Origin of the sequence: Citrobacter sp. JGM124, assembly GCF_018257795.1 — a bacterium.
Classification (GTDB): Bacteria; Pseudomonadota; Gammaproteobacteria; order Enterobacterales; family Enterobacteriaceae; genus JGM124.
This window is the reverse complement of record NZ_JAERJD010000002.1, coordinates 195227-210640: the sequence shown is the minus strand read 5'-3', so window position 1 is coordinate 210640 and position 15414 is coordinate 195227. Positions and strand designations below refer to the sequence as shown.

General features: G+C 47.3%; 17 protein-coding genes. 14 read left to right on the top strand and 3 right to left on the bottom strand.

Going from position 1 to position 15414, the window contains the following annotated elements:
- Positions 1 to 73: 73 nt before the first annotated feature.
- The 14 genes from JK154_RS03510 to mdtI all read left to right on the top strand — a co-directional run bounded on the left by JK154_RS03510 (position 74) and on the right by mdtI (position 13398).
- Complete coding sequence (locus JK154_RS03510; protein ID WP_211991120.1) at positions 74 to 613, top strand: XRE family transcriptional regulator; 540 nt, start codon at positions 74 to 76, stop codon at positions 611 to 613.
- 72 nt (positions 614 to 685) lie between these two features.
- The gene (locus tag JK154_RS03505) at positions 686 to 2650 is read left to right on the top strand and encodes a U32 family peptidase (RefSeq protein WP_211991119.1); all 1965 of its coding nucleotides are present in this window, start codon (positions 686 to 688) and stop codon (positions 2648 to 2650) included.
- Positions 2651 to 2955: 305 nt separating this feature from the next.
- Positions 2956 to 4095: a UDP-4-amino-4-deoxy-L-arabinose aminotransferase gene (arnB, locus tag JK154_RS03500; RefSeq protein WP_211991118.1), complete on the top strand. Its 1140-nt coding sequence runs from the start codon at positions 2956 to 2958 to the stop codon at positions 4093 to 4095.
- Between the two features lies 1 nt (position 4096).
- Complete coding sequence (gene arnC / locus JK154_RS03495) at positions 4097 to 5077, top strand: undecaprenyl-phosphate 4-deoxy-4-formamido-L-arabinose transferase (protein ID WP_211991117.1); 981 nt, start codon at positions 4097 to 4099, stop codon at positions 5075 to 5077.
- On the top strand, positions 5077 to 7059 hold the full coding sequence (arnA, locus tag JK154_RS03490) for a bifunctional UDP-4-amino-4-deoxy-L-arabinose formyltransferase/UDP-glucuronic acid oxidase ArnA (protein ID WP_211991116.1): 1983 nt from the start codon (positions 5077 to 5079) through the stop codon (positions 7057 to 7059). The genes arnC and arnA overlap by 1 nt, the downstream gene beginning before the upstream one ends.
- Complete coding sequence (gene arnD / locus JK154_RS03485) at positions 7056 to 7952, top strand: 4-deoxy-4-formamido-L-arabinose-phosphoundecaprenol deformylase (RefSeq protein WP_211991115.1); 897 nt, start codon at positions 7056 to 7058, stop codon at positions 7950 to 7952. The genes arnA and arnD overlap by 4 nt, the downstream gene beginning before the upstream one ends.
- A 4-nt stretch (positions 7953 to 7956) precedes the next feature.
- Positions 7957 to 9618, top strand: coding sequence for a lipid IV(A) 4-amino-4-deoxy-L-arabinosyltransferase (gene arnT, locus JK154_RS03480; RefSeq protein ID WP_211991353.1), 1662 nt, complete (start codon positions 7957 to 7959; stop codon positions 9616 to 9618).
- The gene (arnE, locus tag JK154_RS03475; RefSeq protein WP_211991114.1) at positions 9615 to 9938 is read left to right on the top strand and encodes a 4-amino-4-deoxy-L-arabinose-phosphoundecaprenol flippase subunit ArnE; all 324 of its coding nucleotides are present in this window, start codon (positions 9615 to 9617) and stop codon (positions 9936 to 9938) included. Before arnT ends, arnE begins: the two co-directional genes overlap by 4 nt.
- Positions 9938 to 10327, top strand: coding sequence for a 4-amino-4-deoxy-L-arabinose-phosphoundecaprenol flippase subunit ArnF (arnF, locus tag JK154_RS03470; RefSeq protein WP_211991113.1), 390 nt, complete (start codon positions 9938 to 9940; stop codon positions 10325 to 10327). Before arnE ends, arnF begins: the two co-directional genes overlap by 1 nt.
- 76 nt (positions 10328 to 10403) lie before the next feature.
- Positions 10404 to 10646 carry a DUF2164 family protein gene (locus JK154_RS03465; RefSeq protein ID WP_211991112.1) on the top strand — a complete coding sequence of 81 codons (243 nt, stop codon included), beginning with the start codon at positions 10404 to 10406 and terminating at the stop codon, positions 10644 to 10646.
- Between the two features lie 69 nt (positions 10647 to 10715).
- Positions 10716 to 11318: a Slp family lipoprotein gene (locus tag JK154_RS03460; RefSeq protein ID WP_211991111.1), complete on the top strand. Its 603-nt coding sequence runs from the start codon at positions 10716 to 10718 to the stop codon at positions 11316 to 11318.
- A 327-nt stretch (positions 11319 to 11645) separates the two neighbouring features.
- Complete coding sequence (locus JK154_RS03455; RefSeq protein ID WP_211991110.1) at positions 11646 to 12257, top strand: dienelactone hydrolase family protein; 612 nt, start codon at positions 11646 to 11648, stop codon at positions 12255 to 12257.
- Between the two features lie 447 nt (positions 12258 to 12704).
- Entirely contained in the window at positions 12705 to 13082 is a 378-nt protein-coding gene (gene mdtJ, locus JK154_RS03450) for a multidrug/spermidine efflux SMR transporter subunit MdtJ (RefSeq protein WP_211991109.1), read from the top strand.
- Positions 13069 to 13398 carry a multidrug/spermidine efflux SMR transporter subunit MdtI gene (gene mdtI, locus JK154_RS03445; protein WP_211991108.1) on the top strand — a complete coding sequence of 110 codons (330 nt, stop codon included), beginning with the start codon at positions 13069 to 13071 and terminating at the stop codon, positions 13396 to 13398. The genes mdtJ and mdtI overlap by 14 nt, the downstream gene beginning before the upstream one ends.
- Positions 13399 to 13483: 85 nt before the next feature.
- Here mdtI and JK154_RS03440 read toward each other — a convergent pair whose 3' ends face one another.
- The 3 genes from JK154_RS03440 to JK154_RS03430 are packed head-to-tail and all read right to left on the bottom strand — an operon-like array spanning position 13484 to position 15331.
- The gene (locus JK154_RS03440) at positions 13484 to 14026 is read right to left on the bottom strand and encodes a CpmK protein (RefSeq protein WP_211991107.1); all 543 of its coding nucleotides are present in this window, start codon (positions 14024 to 14026) and stop codon (positions 13484 to 13486) included.
- Positions 14023 to 14571 carry an integrin alpha gene (locus tag JK154_RS03435; RefSeq protein ID WP_249215757.1) on the bottom strand — a complete coding sequence of 183 codons (549 nt, stop codon included), beginning with the start codon at positions 14569 to 14571 and terminating at the stop codon, positions 14023 to 14025. The genes JK154_RS03440 and JK154_RS03435 overlap by 4 nt, the downstream gene beginning before the upstream one ends.
- Positions 14561 to 15331 (bottom strand): SUMF1/EgtB/PvdO family nonheme iron enzyme, encoded by a 771-nt coding sequence (locus JK154_RS03430; RefSeq protein WP_349291094.1) that lies wholly within the window; start codon positions 15329 to 15331, stop codon positions 14561 to 14563. The genes JK154_RS03435 and JK154_RS03430 overlap by 11 nt, the downstream gene beginning before the upstream one ends.
- Positions 15332 to 15414: the final 83 nt, after the last annotated feature.

Genomic DNA, 15414 nt, shown 5'->3' with positions numbered 1-15414 from the left:
GCGTCCGGTGACTCTATCATTGTACGTTATAGCGCACAAGGCGTTATACTGTGCAAGTCAAGGAGAATACATCATGGATTCGGCACACTATCTGGCTATTACACTTAAGCATCTTCGCCATGAAAAGGGGATGAGTCTGGCTCAGGCGGCAGAGCGGACGGGCGTCTCTAAAGCAATGCTTGGGCAAATTGAACGTCATGAATCTAGCCCGACAGTGGCAACACTCTGGAAAATTGCGACAGGTTTTAATGTCCCGTTTTCACGGTTTATTGCCCCGGCTTCACCCTTGATAAAACCGCGTTATAACCCGCCATCACAGGATATGCAGGTTGAGCCACTGTTTCCTTTTGATGCAGAACTCAGGTTTGACCATTTTTCGATAAAGCTGGCCCCCGGCGCGCTTAGTGAGTCATCCGCACATGATACGGGGGTGGTAGAACATGTGGTAGTGATCAGTGGGGTGCTTGACCTTAAAATTGACGATCAATGGCAGACATTACAGCCAGGAGAGGGGCGGCGCTTTGCCGGGGACAAAGCCCATAGTTACCGTAATCGTCAATTGGAAGAGGTGCATTTCCATTCATTGATTCACTATCCTGTTCCTGAGTTATAAATCCCCTGTTTTTGTGCGGGGGATACGACTACAATAGTCGCCTTTCGTTTATTATTACAGAACTCGATAAATATGCGCCTGCACGCAAATCAACTTGAATTACTCAGTCCTGCTCGTGACACGTCTATCGCCCGTGAAGCGATTCTTCATGGTGCGGATGCCGTGTATATTGGTGGTCCTGGTTTTGGCGCTCGTCACAATGCGGGTAACAGCTTACGAGATTTAGCTGAACTGGTGCCTTTTGCACACCGCTATGGGGTGAAAATATTCGTTGCCCTGAATACCATCCTGCATGACGATGAACTGGAACCTGCCAGACACCTGATTCATGACCTGTACCAGGTCGGTATTGATGCCCTGATCGTGCAGGATATGGGGGTACTGGAAATGGATATTCCGCCGATTGAACTTCACGCCAGTACCCAGTGTGATATTCGCAGTGTAGAAAAAGCTAAATTCCTTTCCGATGTGGGTTTCTCGCAGATTGTTCTGGCGCGTGAATTGAACCTGCAGCAAATCGCTGGCATCCATCAACAGGTTGATGCCACGATAGAGTTCTTTATTCACGGCGCATTGTGTGTCGCTTATTCCGGGCAGTGCAATATTTCCCATGCACAGACCGGGCGCAGTGCTAACCGTGGTGATTGCTCCCAGGCGTGTCGTTTGCCTTATACCCTGAAAGATGATCAGGGGCGCGTCGTTGCTTATGAAAAGCATCTGTTATCTATGAAAGATAACGACCAAAGTGCAAACCTGGGCGCACTCATTGATGCCGGGGTGGGATCTTTTAAAATAGAAGGGCGTTATAAAGACGTCAGTTATGTAAAAAATATTACTGCTTACTATCGCCAGTTACTGGATGAGCAGATGGAGTCCCGAGGGAATTTACGCAGAGCTTCTGCCGGCGTCTCGTCACATTATTTTATTCCTTCACCGGATAAAACGTTCCACCGAGGCAGTACTGACTATTTTGTCAATGAGCGTAAAATAGACATTGGTGCGTTTGACTCACCAAAATTTATCGGGCTGCCCGTTGGCGAAGTGCTGCGCGTCAGCAAGGATTACCTTGATGTGGACGTCACTGACACCCTGAATAACGGTGATGGTCTCAATGTTCTAATCAAGCGTGAAATTGTTGGTTTTCGTGCCAATTCAGTCGAAAAAACGGGCAAGAATCAGTACCGTATTTGGCCAAATGAGATGCCCGCCGCGCTAAAAAACCTTCGCCCACGGCACCCCCTCAATCGCAATCTTGACCATAACTGGCAACAAGCGTTGCTGAAGACGTCCAGCGAACGCCGCGTGGGGGTGGATATGGCCCTGAGTGGTTCAGACCAGGAGCTGGTATTAACCCTGACAAGCGAGGAAGGGGTTAGTGTGACCCAGCGGTTAGCCGGCCCTTTTGCTGCCGCCAATAACCCTCAACAGGCTTATAACAACCTGCGCGATGGACTGAGCAAGCTGGGGCAGACCCTGTACCGTTCACGGCAGGTGGATATTCTGTTACCTGAGCCGCTATTTGTCCCTAACGGTGCTCTTAACCAGCTCCGTCGAGATGCGGTCGATACGCTGAACGCAGCACGTTTACAGAGTTACGTCTCTGGACGTCGTAAAGCGGTATCTGTACCCGCCCCCGTCTACCCCCATACGCACTTAACGTTTCTGGCTAATGTCTATAACCATAAAGCCCGCGAATTTTATCAGCGTTATGGTGTGCAATTAATTGATGCCGCCTATGAGGCTCATGAAGAGAAGGGGGATGTGCCGGTAATGATCACCAAACATTGCCTGCGTTTTGCATTCAACCTCTGTCCTAAACAGGCAAAAGGCAATATTAAAAGCTGGAAAGCGACGCCAATGCAGCTGGTACAAGGGGATGAAGTACTGACGTTAAAATTTGACTGCCGCCCCTGTGAAATGCATGTGGTGGGTAAGATGAAAAGCCATATTCTGAAAATGCCGCTACCCGGTAGCGTGGTGGCCAGTATTACGCCTGATGACTTAATGAAAACTTTACCAAGTAAAGCATTGCGCTAAATGGTGAGACGGGTGCATGAATACTGGGCTAATAATCATATTCATGTACCAGTAACAGGGAGTGAATCTGATGATATAACAAGCAAAAGCAAGAGGTTGCTGAATAATTAACCTCTCTTTTCTTATGCTCACTGTTATTTTCTTAAGGTCGAATTAAGCATTTTCTGTTAAATTCACGTGGTGAAGAAAAATAATTAGATATCTAAACCCACATTCTATAAAACGTTGTCGTTCTATTGAGTCTGTGTGAACCATTATTCGGTCTGTTTGTCGACATACAGCGATTATTTTAAGGAATCCATGTAATGAATGATTTTCTGCCATTTTCACGTCCTGCATTTGGCGCTGAGGAAATTGCAGCCGTAACGGAAGTTATGCAATCAGGATGGATAACTACCGGCCCGAAGAACCAGGCTCTTGAGCAAGCCTTTTGCGAACTTACCGGTAATCAACATGCGATAGCGGTCAGCTCTGCTACCGGGGGTATGCATGTCACATTAATGGCACTCGGTATTCAGGCCGGTGATGAAGTGATCACGCCTTCAATGACCTGGGTCTCAACACTGAACATGATAGTACTGCTGGGTGCCGAGCCTGTCATGATTGATGTGGACAAAGACACCCTCATGGTGACACCTGAAGCGATTGAGGCTGCCATTACGCCGCGAACTAAAGCTATTATTCCGGTTCATTATGCGGGTGCCCCGGCGGATATGGATGCTATCCACGAGATCGGTAAACGCTACGGTATTCCTGTCATTGAAGATGCAGCTCATGCAGCGGGAACGGAATACAAAGGGCAGCATGTTGGTCGCAGTGGTACCGCAATATTCTCCTTCCATGCCATCAAGAATATGAGTTGTGCGGAAGGTGGGCTGATTGTTACCGATGATGCTGAACTTGCCACCCGTATTCGTAGTCTCAAGTTTCATGGTCTGGGTGTTGATGCTTTTGACAGGCAGACTCATGGGCGCGCTCCCCAGGCAGAGGTTGTCTCACCTGGTTTTAAATATAACCTCGCTGATATTAATGCGGCGATTGCGTTAGTCCAATTAGATAAGTTGCCACGGCTAAATGCCCGACGCACAGAGATAGCTGAACGGTATTTGCGTGAACTGGCGGATACACCATTACAGCCACTGGCTATTCCTGCCTGGCCACATCTCCATGCCTGGCATTTGTTCATTATCCGTGTTGATGAGGCGCGTTGTGGTATCTCCCGTACCGGGTTGATGGAAGCGTTAAAAGCACGAAATATTGGCAGTGGATACCATTTCCGTGCTGCCCACACACAGAAGTATTACCGGGAACGCTATCCGCAGCTCCAGTTACCGAATTCTGAGTGGAACAGTGATCGTATTTGCTCTATTCCACTGTTTCCAACCATGACTGACGACGACGTTACGCGCGTCATTCATGCATTACGTGAAATTGTAGGACAATAAGATGATAACCACGGATCCAATCAAAAAAGTTTCTGTTGTGATACCGGTTTACAATGAGCAAGAGAGTTTACCTGAGCTTATTCGCCGTACCACCGAAGCTTGCCAGCAACTCAATCGTGACTACGAAATTTTGCTGGTTGATGATGGCAGTAGTGATAACTCCGCTGCCATATTAACCGAAGCTGCCGGCGTGCCAGGGAGTCATGTGGTTGCGGTACTGCTTAATCGTAACTATGGGCAACATTCAGCGATTATGGCAGGTTTCAGCCATGTTTCGGGTGATTTGATTGTTACTCTCGATGCTGATTTACAGAACCCACCAGAAGAGATCCCTCGTCTGGTTGAAACCGCAGATGAAGGCTACGACGTTGTCGGGACTGTGCGCCAAAATCGACAGGATAGCTGGTTCCGTAAACGTGCTTCAAAAATGATCAACCATTTAATTCAGCGCACCACAGGCAAAGCAATGGGGGATTACGGATGTATGCTACGTGCTTACCGCCGCCACATTATTGATGCCATGCTCAACTGTCATGAGCGCAGTACTTTTATTCCGATTCTGGCTAACACGTTTGCCCGCCGGGCGACAGAGATCCCTGTTCACCATTCTGAGCGTCAGTTTGGTGATTCAAAATACAGCATCATGGGTCTTATTAATTTGATGTATGACTTGATAACTTGCCTGACGACAACACCTTTACGCCTCTTAAGCGTGGTAGGTAGTGTGATTGCATTATCGGGTTTTGCTCTGGCCGTATTACTGGTGATATTACGTCTCGCTTTAGGCCCGGAATGGTCTGGTGATGGCGTATTTATGTTGTTTGCCGTGTTATTTACATTTATTGGTGCGCAGTTTGTTGGTATGGGCCTGCTCGGTGAGTATATCGGTCGTATCTACAACGACGTGCGTGCTCGTCCGCGCTATTTCATTCAGCGGATTGTTAGCAGTAAACAAGCTTCATCTTCAGAGGAACATAAATAATGAAAGCTGTTGTTTTTGCCTATCACGATATGGGCTGTGTAGGGGTCAAAGCCCTGGTTGAAGCCGGTTTTGAGATTGCGGCAATTTATACACATCCTGATAACGCGGCAGAGAATAATTTCTTCGGCTCAGTTGCGCGTACCGCAGCAGAATTCGGTATTCCTGTTTTTGCTCCAGAGGATGTGAATCATCCTTTGTGGGTTGATCGTATTAAGGCCAGTGAACCTGACGTTATTTTCTCTTTCTATTATCGTAATCTGTTAAGTGAAGAGATCCTTAATACTGCGAAAATCGGTGCATTTAACTTACATGGTTCATTGCTGCCGAAATTCCGTGGCCGGGCGCCACTGAACTGGGTTCTGGTTAAAGGTGAAACGGAAACTGGCGTTACCTTACACCGCATGGTGAAACGTGCTGACGCGGGTGACATTGTGGCCCAGGAGCGAGTCGCTATTGCTGCTGATGATACAGCCCTGACGCTGCACCACAAACTGTGCGCCAGTGCTAAATCACTGTTGAGTAACGCGTTGCCAGGCATTAAAAGTGGCGAATTTAGCGAAACCGCGCAAGATGAGAGCCAGGCAAGCTGCTTTGGCCGTCGTTCACCAGAAGATGGTGCTATCGTCTGGACGGACTCAGCCAGTGCGGCGCACAATTTAGTCCGTGCCGTCACTGAACCATGGCCGGGCGCGTACAGCTACGTCGGTGGTAATAAGTTTATTATCTGGAAAAGCCGTATTGTTAAAAACAATCATGGCGTTAAAGCCGGGACAGTCATCTCTGTGAGCCCGCTGATCATTGCCTGTGGCGAAGATGCCCTGGAAGTGGTCACAGGTCAGGCTGACAATGGCGTTTATATGCAAGGGACTCAGCTGGCACAGTCTCTGGGGCTGGTGAGTGGGGCGATTCTGAGCAGCAAACCGGTTTCAGCTATCAAACGTCGCACCCGAGTGTTGATCCTGGGTGTGAATGGCTTTATTGGTAACCACCTGACTGAACGTCTGCTGCAAGATGATAACTTTGAGATTTTCGGTCTGGATATCGGTTCTGATGCAATAGGCCGCTTTATGGGTAATGATCGCTTCCACTTTGTGGAAGGGGACATCAGTATCCATTCAGAGTGGATCGAGTACCACATCAAGAAATGCGATGTTGTACTGCCACTGGTCGCGATTGCTACCCCGATTGAATATACCCGTAATCCATTACGCGTATTTGAACTCGACTTCGAAGAGAACCTGAAAATCATCCGTGATTGTGTTAAATACAAAAAACGGATCATCTTCCCATCCACTTCAGAAGTGTATGGCATGTGTTCTGATGACGTATTTGATGAAGATACTTCACCACTGATTGTCGGGCCTATCAACAAGCAGCGCTGGATCTACTCTGTTTCTAAACAGCTGCTTGACCGAGTCATCTGGGCTTACGGTGAAAAAGAAGGCTTACGCTTTACGCTGTTCCGTCCGTTCAACTGGATGGGGCCACGTCTGGATAACCTGAATGCGGCGCGTATCGGGAGTTCACGTGCAATTACTCAGCTAATTCTCAACCTGGTTGAAGGTTCGCCTATCAAACTGATTGATGGCGGCCGTCAGAAGCGTTGCTTTACCGATATTGGCGATGGTATTGAAGCGTTATTCCGTATCATTGAAAATAAAAATAATAACTGCGATGGGCAGATTATTAATATCGGTAATCCGGAAAATGAAGCCAGCATCAAGCAACTGGCTGAGATGCTGCTCGAAAGCTTTGAGCGCCACCCACTGCGTAGCCAATTCCCTCCGTTTGCTGGCTTCCGTGAAATTGAAAGCAGCGCATACTATGGTAAAGGCTATCAGGACGTGGAACACCGTAAACCAAGCATTCGCAATGCCCAGCGTTTACTGGAGTGGACTCCAACCGTTGAGATGGATAAAACTATCGATGAAACGCTCGATTTCTTCCTGAAAACTGTGGATTTAACGGACAGCGATTCATGAGAAAAGTCGGCCTGCGCATCGATGTCGACACTTGGCGAGGCACCCGTGAAGGGGTGCCTAACCTTCTGGAAACACTAGGTTTACACCAAACACAGGCAACATTTTTCTTCAGCGTCGGGCCCGATAATATGGGGCGCCATTTATGGCGCCTTATTAAACCTCAGTTCCTGTGGAAAATGTTACGATCTAACGCCGCCTCACTCTATGGGTGGGATATTTTACTGGCGGGTACCGCCTGGCCTGGTCGACTTATTGGTAAAGGGAACGCTGATATTATTCGGGCTTCCTGTGAACAACATGAAGTAGGGCTCCATGCCTGGGATCACCATGCCTGGCAAGCCTGGGCGGGCGTTTGGGACCGGCAAGCCATGGAGCGCCAAATTGGGCTGGGGCGTGATGCTCTGGAACATATCATTGGTCAACCGGTAACTTGCTCTGCTGTGGCAGGCTGGCGAGCTGATGAACGGGTTACTGAAGCTAAGGCCGCGTTTCCATTCAGTTATAACAGTGATTGTCGTGGTACAACGCCTTTTATTCCACAGCTCCCTGATGGGCGACTCGCCGCACCACAGATCCCTGTCACACTACCTACCTGGGATGAGGTGATTGGCACCCGTGTAAGCAAAGATCAATTCAATCGTTTTATCCTTGATCAAATTCATCAGGATAAAGGCGTGCCCGTCTATACCATTCATGCGGAAGTGGAAGGGATGGTCATGCGGAATGAATTCAATGAATTGCTGACCATGGCGAAAGCTGAAGGTATCGAGTTCTGTCCCCTTAACAGACTGTTGCCTGACGACTTAACCACCTTGCCCAAAGGCAAAATCGTTCGTGGAACCATTCCTGGTCGCGAAGGATGGCTGGGCTGTGAACAACTTATTGAGTCCTGAGTTAATGAAATCAGTAAAATATGGCAGTGCCTTACTGGCCTGTTTTATCTTGCTTTATTTAGTTCCACTGGAATTCCGTGCCCTGTGGCAGCCTGATGAAACACGTTACGCTGAAATTAGCCGTGAAATGCTGGCAACCGGTAACTGGATTGTTCCGCATTTCCTCGACCTGCGTTATTTTGAAAAACCAGTAGCCGGTTACTGGATAAATAACATCAGCCAGTATCTTTTTGGGCATAACAATTTCGGCGTTCGTTTCGGTTCTGTTTTTTCGGTTACCCTCAGTGCATTACTTACCGCCTGGCTGGCGTTTCAGTTATGGCGTGATAAGACGATTGCCATCTTGTCTGGCGTGGTTTTCCTTACCTGTTTGTTGGTCTACGGGATAGGCACCTATTCTGTTCTTGATCCCATGATTACTCTGTGGATGACCGCGGCGCTCTGTTGTTTCTGGGGAGCATCAAGTGCGAAAACGACAGGGGGTAAAATTGCGGGCTATATCCTGCTGGGATTCGCCTGTGGTATGGGTGTGATGACCAAAGGTTTTCTGGCCCTGGCGGTACCCGTGGTAGGTGTCCTGCCCTGGGTTATTGCCCAAAAACGCTGGAAGGAGTTGCTGTTATTTGGACCCATTGCGGTTATCAGTGCGGTTCTGATTACCTTACCCTGGGCCCTGGCAGTGGCAAAAGCCGAGCCTGACTTCTGGAACTATTTCTTCTGGGTTGAACATATTCAACGTTTCGCAGAAAAGGATGCCCAGCATAAAGCCCCGTTCTGGTACTACATTCCCTTCCTGATTGCGGGAAGTCTACCCTGGCTTGCTTTTTTACCTGGTGCGATTAAGCGAAGTTTCCAGGAAAGACGGGAACAGAATGGTGCTTTCTACTTACTTGGTTGGGTAGTTATGCCACTGCTGTTCTTCAGTATCGCCAAAGGTAAACTGCCGACGTATATCTTGCCTTGCTTTGCACCATTGGCAATTTTGATGGCGCGTCACGCTGTGTTACTGGCCAGAGCCGGTTCGCGTACTTTACGGGTGAATGGCTGGATTAATCTGGCCTTTGGTATCCTTTGCGTCTTGATTGTCTTGTTGGTATTAGCCCCGTTTGGGTTGTCAAGCCATCCCGTTTATGATGCAACGGAAAACAGTAAAGTTGTCCTTGGGGTGATAGCCTTTGGTGTATGGGGCGTTGTCGGCGCTCTGACCTTGTTCCAGAGCTCTCAACGCTGGTTTTGGGCCGGAGCTTGCCCGTTAGGCCTGGCACTACTGCTGGGTGCGGTGATCCCTGTGCAAGTGATTCACTCGAAGCAACCACAGGCATTTATTGAGTCGGTTCGCCCGGAACTTGAAAAGAGCCATTTTGTGTTAACCGATAATGTCGGTGTGGGGGCGGGTCTTGCCTGGGAATTGAAACGGAGTGATATCATTCTCTATGGCAACAAAGGCGAGGTTAACTACGGACTGAGTTATCCGGATGCCCGGCACCGGTATATTGATGGTGGGGATCTCGCTGGCTGGCTGGCTGAACATCGTCACGAAGGTGCTGTCTCGTTAGTCATTTTGTTGTCAAGGCAGCGTGACTTGAGTGATCAAGGGCTGCCTCCCGCGGACAGTGAATACAGCGATGGTCGCCTGGTTTTGTTGCAATATAATAAGCAACCATGAGTATGTTAATGATTATTCTCGCGAGCTTGCTGAGTTGCGCGGGGCAGTTATGTCAGAAACAGGCCGCCCAAGGGAAGGGGCGGCGCTATTTGCTTATTTGGCTGGGGCTCAGTGTGTTGATGCTCGGACTCGGGATGCTGGTATGGCTATGGGTACTACAGCATGTTGACGTCAGTATTGCTTACCCCATGCTAAGTCTCAATTTCATTTTTATTACTTTGGCGGCGCACTGGATTTGGAAAGAGCGAATTTCACTGCACCATTGGGTGGGATTAGTGTTAATTATTTCGGGTATTGTGATGCTGGGGGGCGCTGCCTGATGGGCTATTTATGGGCGTTATGCAGTGTCCTGCTGGTGAGTGGGGCGCAACTCACCATGAAATGGGCGATGATGCAGTTTCCTTTGGTGTCATTTGATCCCGAGTTTCTTTATCAGGTGTTATTTGAACACTGGCCTGCACTCTTCGCCTTGTTTACCGGCCTGGCTGCCTATGCCTTATCGATGCTGTGCTGGTATCTGGCGTTACGTAGGATCCCCCTCAGTAAGGCCTATCCATTACTCAGCCTGAGTTATGTGCTGGTCTGGGGGGCCGCCATTGCTTTACCCTGGCTTAATGAGCCTTTCAGTGAGATAAAACTCATCGGGGTTGGTATTATCTTTATTGGCCTGTTGTTTATTTTCTTTCCCGGTAAAGTGAAAGCGACGTAATAAAAAAGCGTCGTATTTTCGTTGTTGCGAAACGCTCCCCTTTAATTGCTGAAGGCGGTTTAAACGAAGGTATCCCATGAAAAAACTCACTATTCCACCTGAAGAGTATCAAAAGCTGAGTGAGTTCATTATTGACTGGTTTGATGATAATCACGAACTCACGCTGGGGCAGTTTGAATCGGCTTTTTTCCTTGATGAATTAATCAAAAGAATGGCTCCCGTTCTATATAATCAAGGGCTGGATGATGCAATTAAAGTGACTCAGCACAACATGTTGACACTGGAAGAGTTACTCGATTTAGAAAAAGTTATACCATAATATTTGGCACAGGGTTTGCAGCGGGGTACACTGCAAGTCAGTCATTCCTGTTTGACTCATGAGGTGACAATGAAAGCATCATTATTAACGACTCTGCTGGCCAGTTTGTTCCTGAGTGGATGCGTCACTATCCCCCAAGATATCAAGGGGAATACAGGCTTACTGACGACGGCAAACTATCGGAGTATTAACCAAGACATTTCACGCTTTAAAGGGCAAGAGGTTCGCCTTGGCGGCAGAGTTTTAAATGTGGTTAATACCCGGGATGAGACCTTATTTGAAATTGCGGTACTGCCGCTGGATGATAGTGCCAGACCGCTGCTGGGTAGTGCTTATCAAGGGCGGATTATTGTAAAAGCCAGTAAGTTTATTGAGCCTTTAACACTGAAAGACCATTTGGTCACCGTGCTGGGTAACGTTGTCGGTACAACTGACGGCAAAGTAGGGCAGGCAGAATATAAATATCTGACCCTGAGCTTACTGGGTTATCAGGTCTGGCAAATACGGGACAGTATCACACCAGTTAACTACCCGCCTTACGGTATGTATGGGCCGGGCTCTTACTGGCGGGATGGTTATGGATGGGGGCCAGGTAATCCGGCGCTAATGTCTGGCTGGGGATGGTATCCTGGTGAACCGATGTTTCAGATTGAACCGCAGGTTGTAGAATAACCTTAAAACAGTATGATGGCCGTTGCTCGCCAGGGCAGCGGTATTTTTACGCCCTGTTTATCGCCCTCGCTATTTTTGCCTGTCACCTGTTCCTTTTCTTTTTCATCCCTGCAAAGGTATCTTCCTGGCACAGGTCGGGATCTGTTATTGTGCCGCGTTGGAGCCTGACAAGGGATATAACGCTTATTCTGAGCATGCTTTGAACAGTAGGCGACTCGGCAGACCTGGTGATGAATAATCTGGGGGCCACAAGCTGAAATAAGTGCAAATATGGGGTAGTGTAAGCGCGGATGTATCTCACAGTGGCACTTCGGAGAGTCAGAACGCATGAAAAAGCTCATTATTTTATTACACGGTGTTGGAAGCTCTGGGGCTGACCTTGAAGGGCTTGGTTATTTTGTTCAACAAATGATGCCAGATATTGTTTTTGCTTCCCCCGACGGAAGTTCGGTGTTTGATGGAGGTGGAGAAGGATATCAATGGTTCAGTGTTACCGGTGTTACGGATGCGCTGCGTACTGAGCGTGTTGTTGAGGCAAGAGCAGCATTTGATAATATTATCAATGGTATTCTGGCTGAACACGAAATCGTTCCGGGAAGGGATAAAGTGATGCTGTTAGGCTTCTCTCAGGGGTCAATCATGGCCCTTGATGCCCTGGTGACGGACCGTTTCCCCCTCGCCGGCGTGGTAGCGTTTTCGGGGCGACTTTCTTCCCCAAAACCTTATCATCCTTCTGCTGATGCGGCAGTACTGCTTGTACATGGCATGGCGGATACAGTGATACCCTGGACTGAGAGTGAAGCGGCTGCTACCGGGCTGACTGAGGCAGGGGTGAGTGAAGTTGAAACCCTGTTTGAACCTGGTGTGGTCCATACTATCAGTAGTGAGGGGATCGCCAGGGCAATGGCATTCATTACTGAACAATTCGAGCTTAACTGATCAGTCTTCCCAGGATGCTATTTTACCGGCTCATTCTGATGCTACTTTGATATGTTTTGCAGGGGAATGAGCCTGTTTTTTCTTATTCGCGGGGGTAAAGTGACAGGCCATACTTCGGTAACAGGTAAAGATAGGTAAAATATTTCACTTATGGTCTAATTTGTGGTAAAAAATTCCGGTGTTTAACTACTGAGGACAATTTTCTATCCGCAATCGATGAGAAGCAATACCGCGGATAAGTTGGAAAATCTATGGACAATATGTTCAAAACCCGTTCAAACAATCATCTCGCAACCTCTCTGTCTGCAGTTTCTCTCTCTGGTGAGCAGCACTGGCGCAACGCGCTTTAGTCCTTTTCTTCTGACAATTCTGATGTTAACAACTGGCCTGTCGCATTATGCGTCTGGCGTATATCTATAATTTTATTTTCTCTGTCAGGAGAGAAAAATGATTTACTGGATTTTTCTAGGGATGGCTATCGTCGCTGAAATTACCGGCACCCTTTCGATGAAGTGGTCAAGTCTCAGCGAAAATAATACTGGTTATATTTTTATGCTGGTAATGATTGCTCTTTCATATATTTTACTGTCATTTTCAGTGAAAAAAATTGCCCTTGGTGTCGCCTATGCGATGTGGGAAGGGATCGGTATTTTGATCATTACGGTGTGCAGCGTCTTATTATTTGATGAATCTATTTCTCCCCTTAAAATATTGGGTCTGACGACTCTGGTTGCCGGGATTATATTGTTAAAGTCAGGCACTGCGGGTAAAAAAGAACGTCAAATAGCTGACCCGGAAAAACGGGGGGAACATGCTGTCATTTGAATGGGTACATGGGCTGTGGCTATTTTCAGCCATTGTGTTAGAAATCCTCGCGAATATTTTTCTAAAACATTCTGATGGTTTTCGCCGCCCGATCTATGGCATTTTTTCGTTGATAGCTGTATTAGCGGCATTCAGTGCTCTATCCCAGGCAGTAAAAGGTATCGAACTTTCTGTTGCCTATGCCTTATGGGGAGGGTTTGGCATCATGGCCACAGTTGCAGCAGGCTGGATACTGTTTGGTCAGCGGCTCAATCGCAAAGGCTGGATAGGACTGGGTTTATTATTAACGGGCATGATTATTATTAAAATAGCCTGAAAACAACCCTCTGCTACTGAGAAGATGCAGAGGGTTGTGATTTCTTTACAACGTCAGAATACCTGCAGTGATCTCAAACGATGTGTTAGTAGAATAGATCTAACTGATAAGGTTCACCAATAATTATCCTGTTACCGGCTTTGTTCAGGATAAAATTTGCCTGATAGCGGGTATTTTTTATTCCCGCGACCAAATTATCCAGAGTGCTGTAGGCACTTCTTATCGCGGGTGTTTTAGCCCATAAGGGAATATCATCTATACGGTAATCAAAGACGACTGATACAGTACCATCCTTGTTATGGGTGATCTCATCAATGTGATTAACTCGCATTTTTCCATAGCAAAAATCCCCCTTTTTTTTAAACTCTTTTTTTCCTTTATCGGTGAGCACCCATTGTTTATTATGGGAGCCTCGCACCATCATGATCAAACCCGCATCACTTAACGCTGCCATTTTGGCATATACCCAGGTTGATTCATGCTGTTCGGGAAGCGGCCAGGTTATTTCACCCAGGCAGAGTGGCGGCTGTTTATCCAATGCTTGCTGGATAAGGTTAACATAGGCGCTTGTCCGGGCGTGGCTGCAGCAGGGCAGTGTTACGATAAAAAGTAAAACAGAAGGCTTCATTTTAGCCTCTCGATACTGAAGTGCTTAAAAGCCTCATCGATGTCCAGATACCTTTCCGTGGAGGTATAGGCAGAGGTGTATTCCCAGGAATAGGGTGGAACACCCGGGCTATCCTGATAAGGGCTCATATCATAGCGAATAAATTTGACGGGCAATGCATCAGCCATATCGTCACCATATTGACCACCAGTAACCTTATTAGCACTGATAATAAAATAACCAGATTTTTTCTTATATAAAGAGTAATCTGATATTTTTACTGTTGAGGCGGATAAAATAAAATCAGACCAGGTGAAGCCTAAATCATTGGGCACCGGTACAATGTAATACTTCCCTTGCTGATTTTTTATAAAGATAGTCATGGTGTTGTTGGGATGCGAAGTATTATTTTCGAACCTGGAACCGATAACCAGATCGACAATACCATCCCCATTAATATCCAGTTGGTTGATACCATCCTTAAGAGTGACTCTACTGTTAATCAATGAGAAACCATTCATTGAGATCAATAATGAGAATAAAAGAAACCATCTGTTAATTTTCAACGGGTGCGCTCCTGACTAATCTGAATCCAATATCTGGCATAACAAAACCTGCACTGTGACTATCACAGCTGGCCAGACTCGAAGTATGGGAAAGATAACTTCCACCACAGAAATAGTACATAATGGAATCGCCCAGCTGATAACTGTCATAAACCCATTCAGATACGTTGCCACTCATATCAAATATACCCAGAGCATTAGGAGATAATTGACCGACAGTACGTGTTCCCACCCCTGGAGCATCAAAAGGCGGGAACCAGGCCACTTTATCGGCCTCATCACTCCCGGAATGACGGTCGCCATAGTGACCTGACTTGATAGCGAGCCTACCCCCCCTGGCTGCCACGTGCCATTCATTCAAGGTCGGCAAACGGTAACCATGGGCCTTAGAGTCAAGGTGAAAAAGAGGTTTCGTACTACTGTCACGCAAGGGGTGACCATTCTCCATTAAATAGACTGGTGTGAGATGGTGCATCTCACTCAGTGCATTGGCAAATACCAGGGTATCAAGCCATGCTATATTCGTGACCGGGTGCATGCCGTTCTCCTGATCCGGTGGCAGACATTCCTCATCTCTTGCACCATTACAGCCACTGTTAAGATGATAGCCATTGTTATTTGCCCAGTTTACAACCTGCTGATAAAGCGCATAGGTAATTTCGGTTTTCATCATGAAATATGATGGCAAAGTAACATTGGTATGAGTGGCATAGGCGTGGGACCCAAATACATCACCAACGTAATAGTCACCTCTCTCAATAAAAGCTTCAGGGATAATGGGAGCTGCTTCTGACTGTAAAGGATACGTGAGCAGAACAAATAAAGTTAGACTCTTAATATAAA

Excerpts from the sequence above, each read along its gene's own strand:
- JK154_RS03510 (WP_211991120.1), top strand. The coding sequence starts at position 74 with ATGGATTCGGCACACTATCTGGCTATTACACTTAAGCATCTTCGCCAT.
- JK154_RS03505 (WP_211991119.1), top strand. The coding sequence starts at position 686 with ATGCGCCTGCACGCAAATCAACTTGAATTACTCAGTCCTGCTCGTGAC.
- arnB (WP_211991118.1), top strand. The coding sequence starts at position 2,956 with ATGAATGATTTTCTGCCATTTTCACGTCCTGCATTTGGCGCTGAGGAA.
- arnC (WP_211991117.1), top strand. The coding sequence starts at position 4,097 with ATGATAACCACGGATCCAATCAAAAAAGTTTCTGTTGTGATACCGGTT.
- arnA (WP_211991116.1), top strand. The coding sequence starts at position 5,077 with ATGAAAGCTGTTGTTTTTGCCTATCACGATATGGGCTGTGTAGGGGTC.
- arnD (WP_211991115.1), top strand. The coding sequence starts at position 7,056 with ATGAGAAAAGTCGGCCTGCGCATCGATGTCGACACTTGGCGAGGCACC.
- arnT (WP_211991353.1), top strand. The coding sequence starts at position 7,957 with ATGAAATCAGTAAAATATGGCAGTGCCTTACTGGCCTGTTTTATCTTG.
- arnE (WP_211991114.1), top strand. The coding sequence starts at position 9,615 with ATGAGTATGTTAATGATTATTCTCGCGAGCTTGCTGAGTTGCGCGGGG.
- arnF (WP_211991113.1), top strand. The coding sequence starts at position 9,938 with ATGGGCTATTTATGGGCGTTATGCAGTGTCCTGCTGGTGAGTGGGGCG.
- JK154_RS03465 (WP_211991112.1), top strand. The coding sequence starts at position 10,404 with ATGAAAAAACTCACTATTCCACCTGAAGAGTATCAAAAGCTGAGTGAG.
- JK154_RS03460 (WP_211991111.1), top strand. The coding sequence starts at position 10,716 with ATGAAAGCATCATTATTAACGACTCTGCTGGCCAGTTTGTTCCTGAGT.
- JK154_RS03455 (WP_211991110.1), top strand. The coding sequence starts at position 11,646 with ATGAAAAAGCTCATTATTTTATTACACGGTGTTGGAAGCTCTGGGGCT.
- mdtJ (WP_211991109.1), top strand. The coding sequence starts at position 12,705 with ATGATTTACTGGATTTTTCTAGGGATGGCTATCGTCGCTGAAATTACC.
- mdtI (WP_211991108.1), top strand. The coding sequence starts at position 13,069 with ATGCTGTCATTTGAATGGGTACATGGGCTGTGGCTATTTTCAGCCATT.
- JK154_RS03440 (WP_211991107.1), bottom strand. The coding sequence starts at position 14,026 with ATGAAGCCTTCTGTTTTACTTTTTATCGTAACACTGCCCTGCTGCAGC.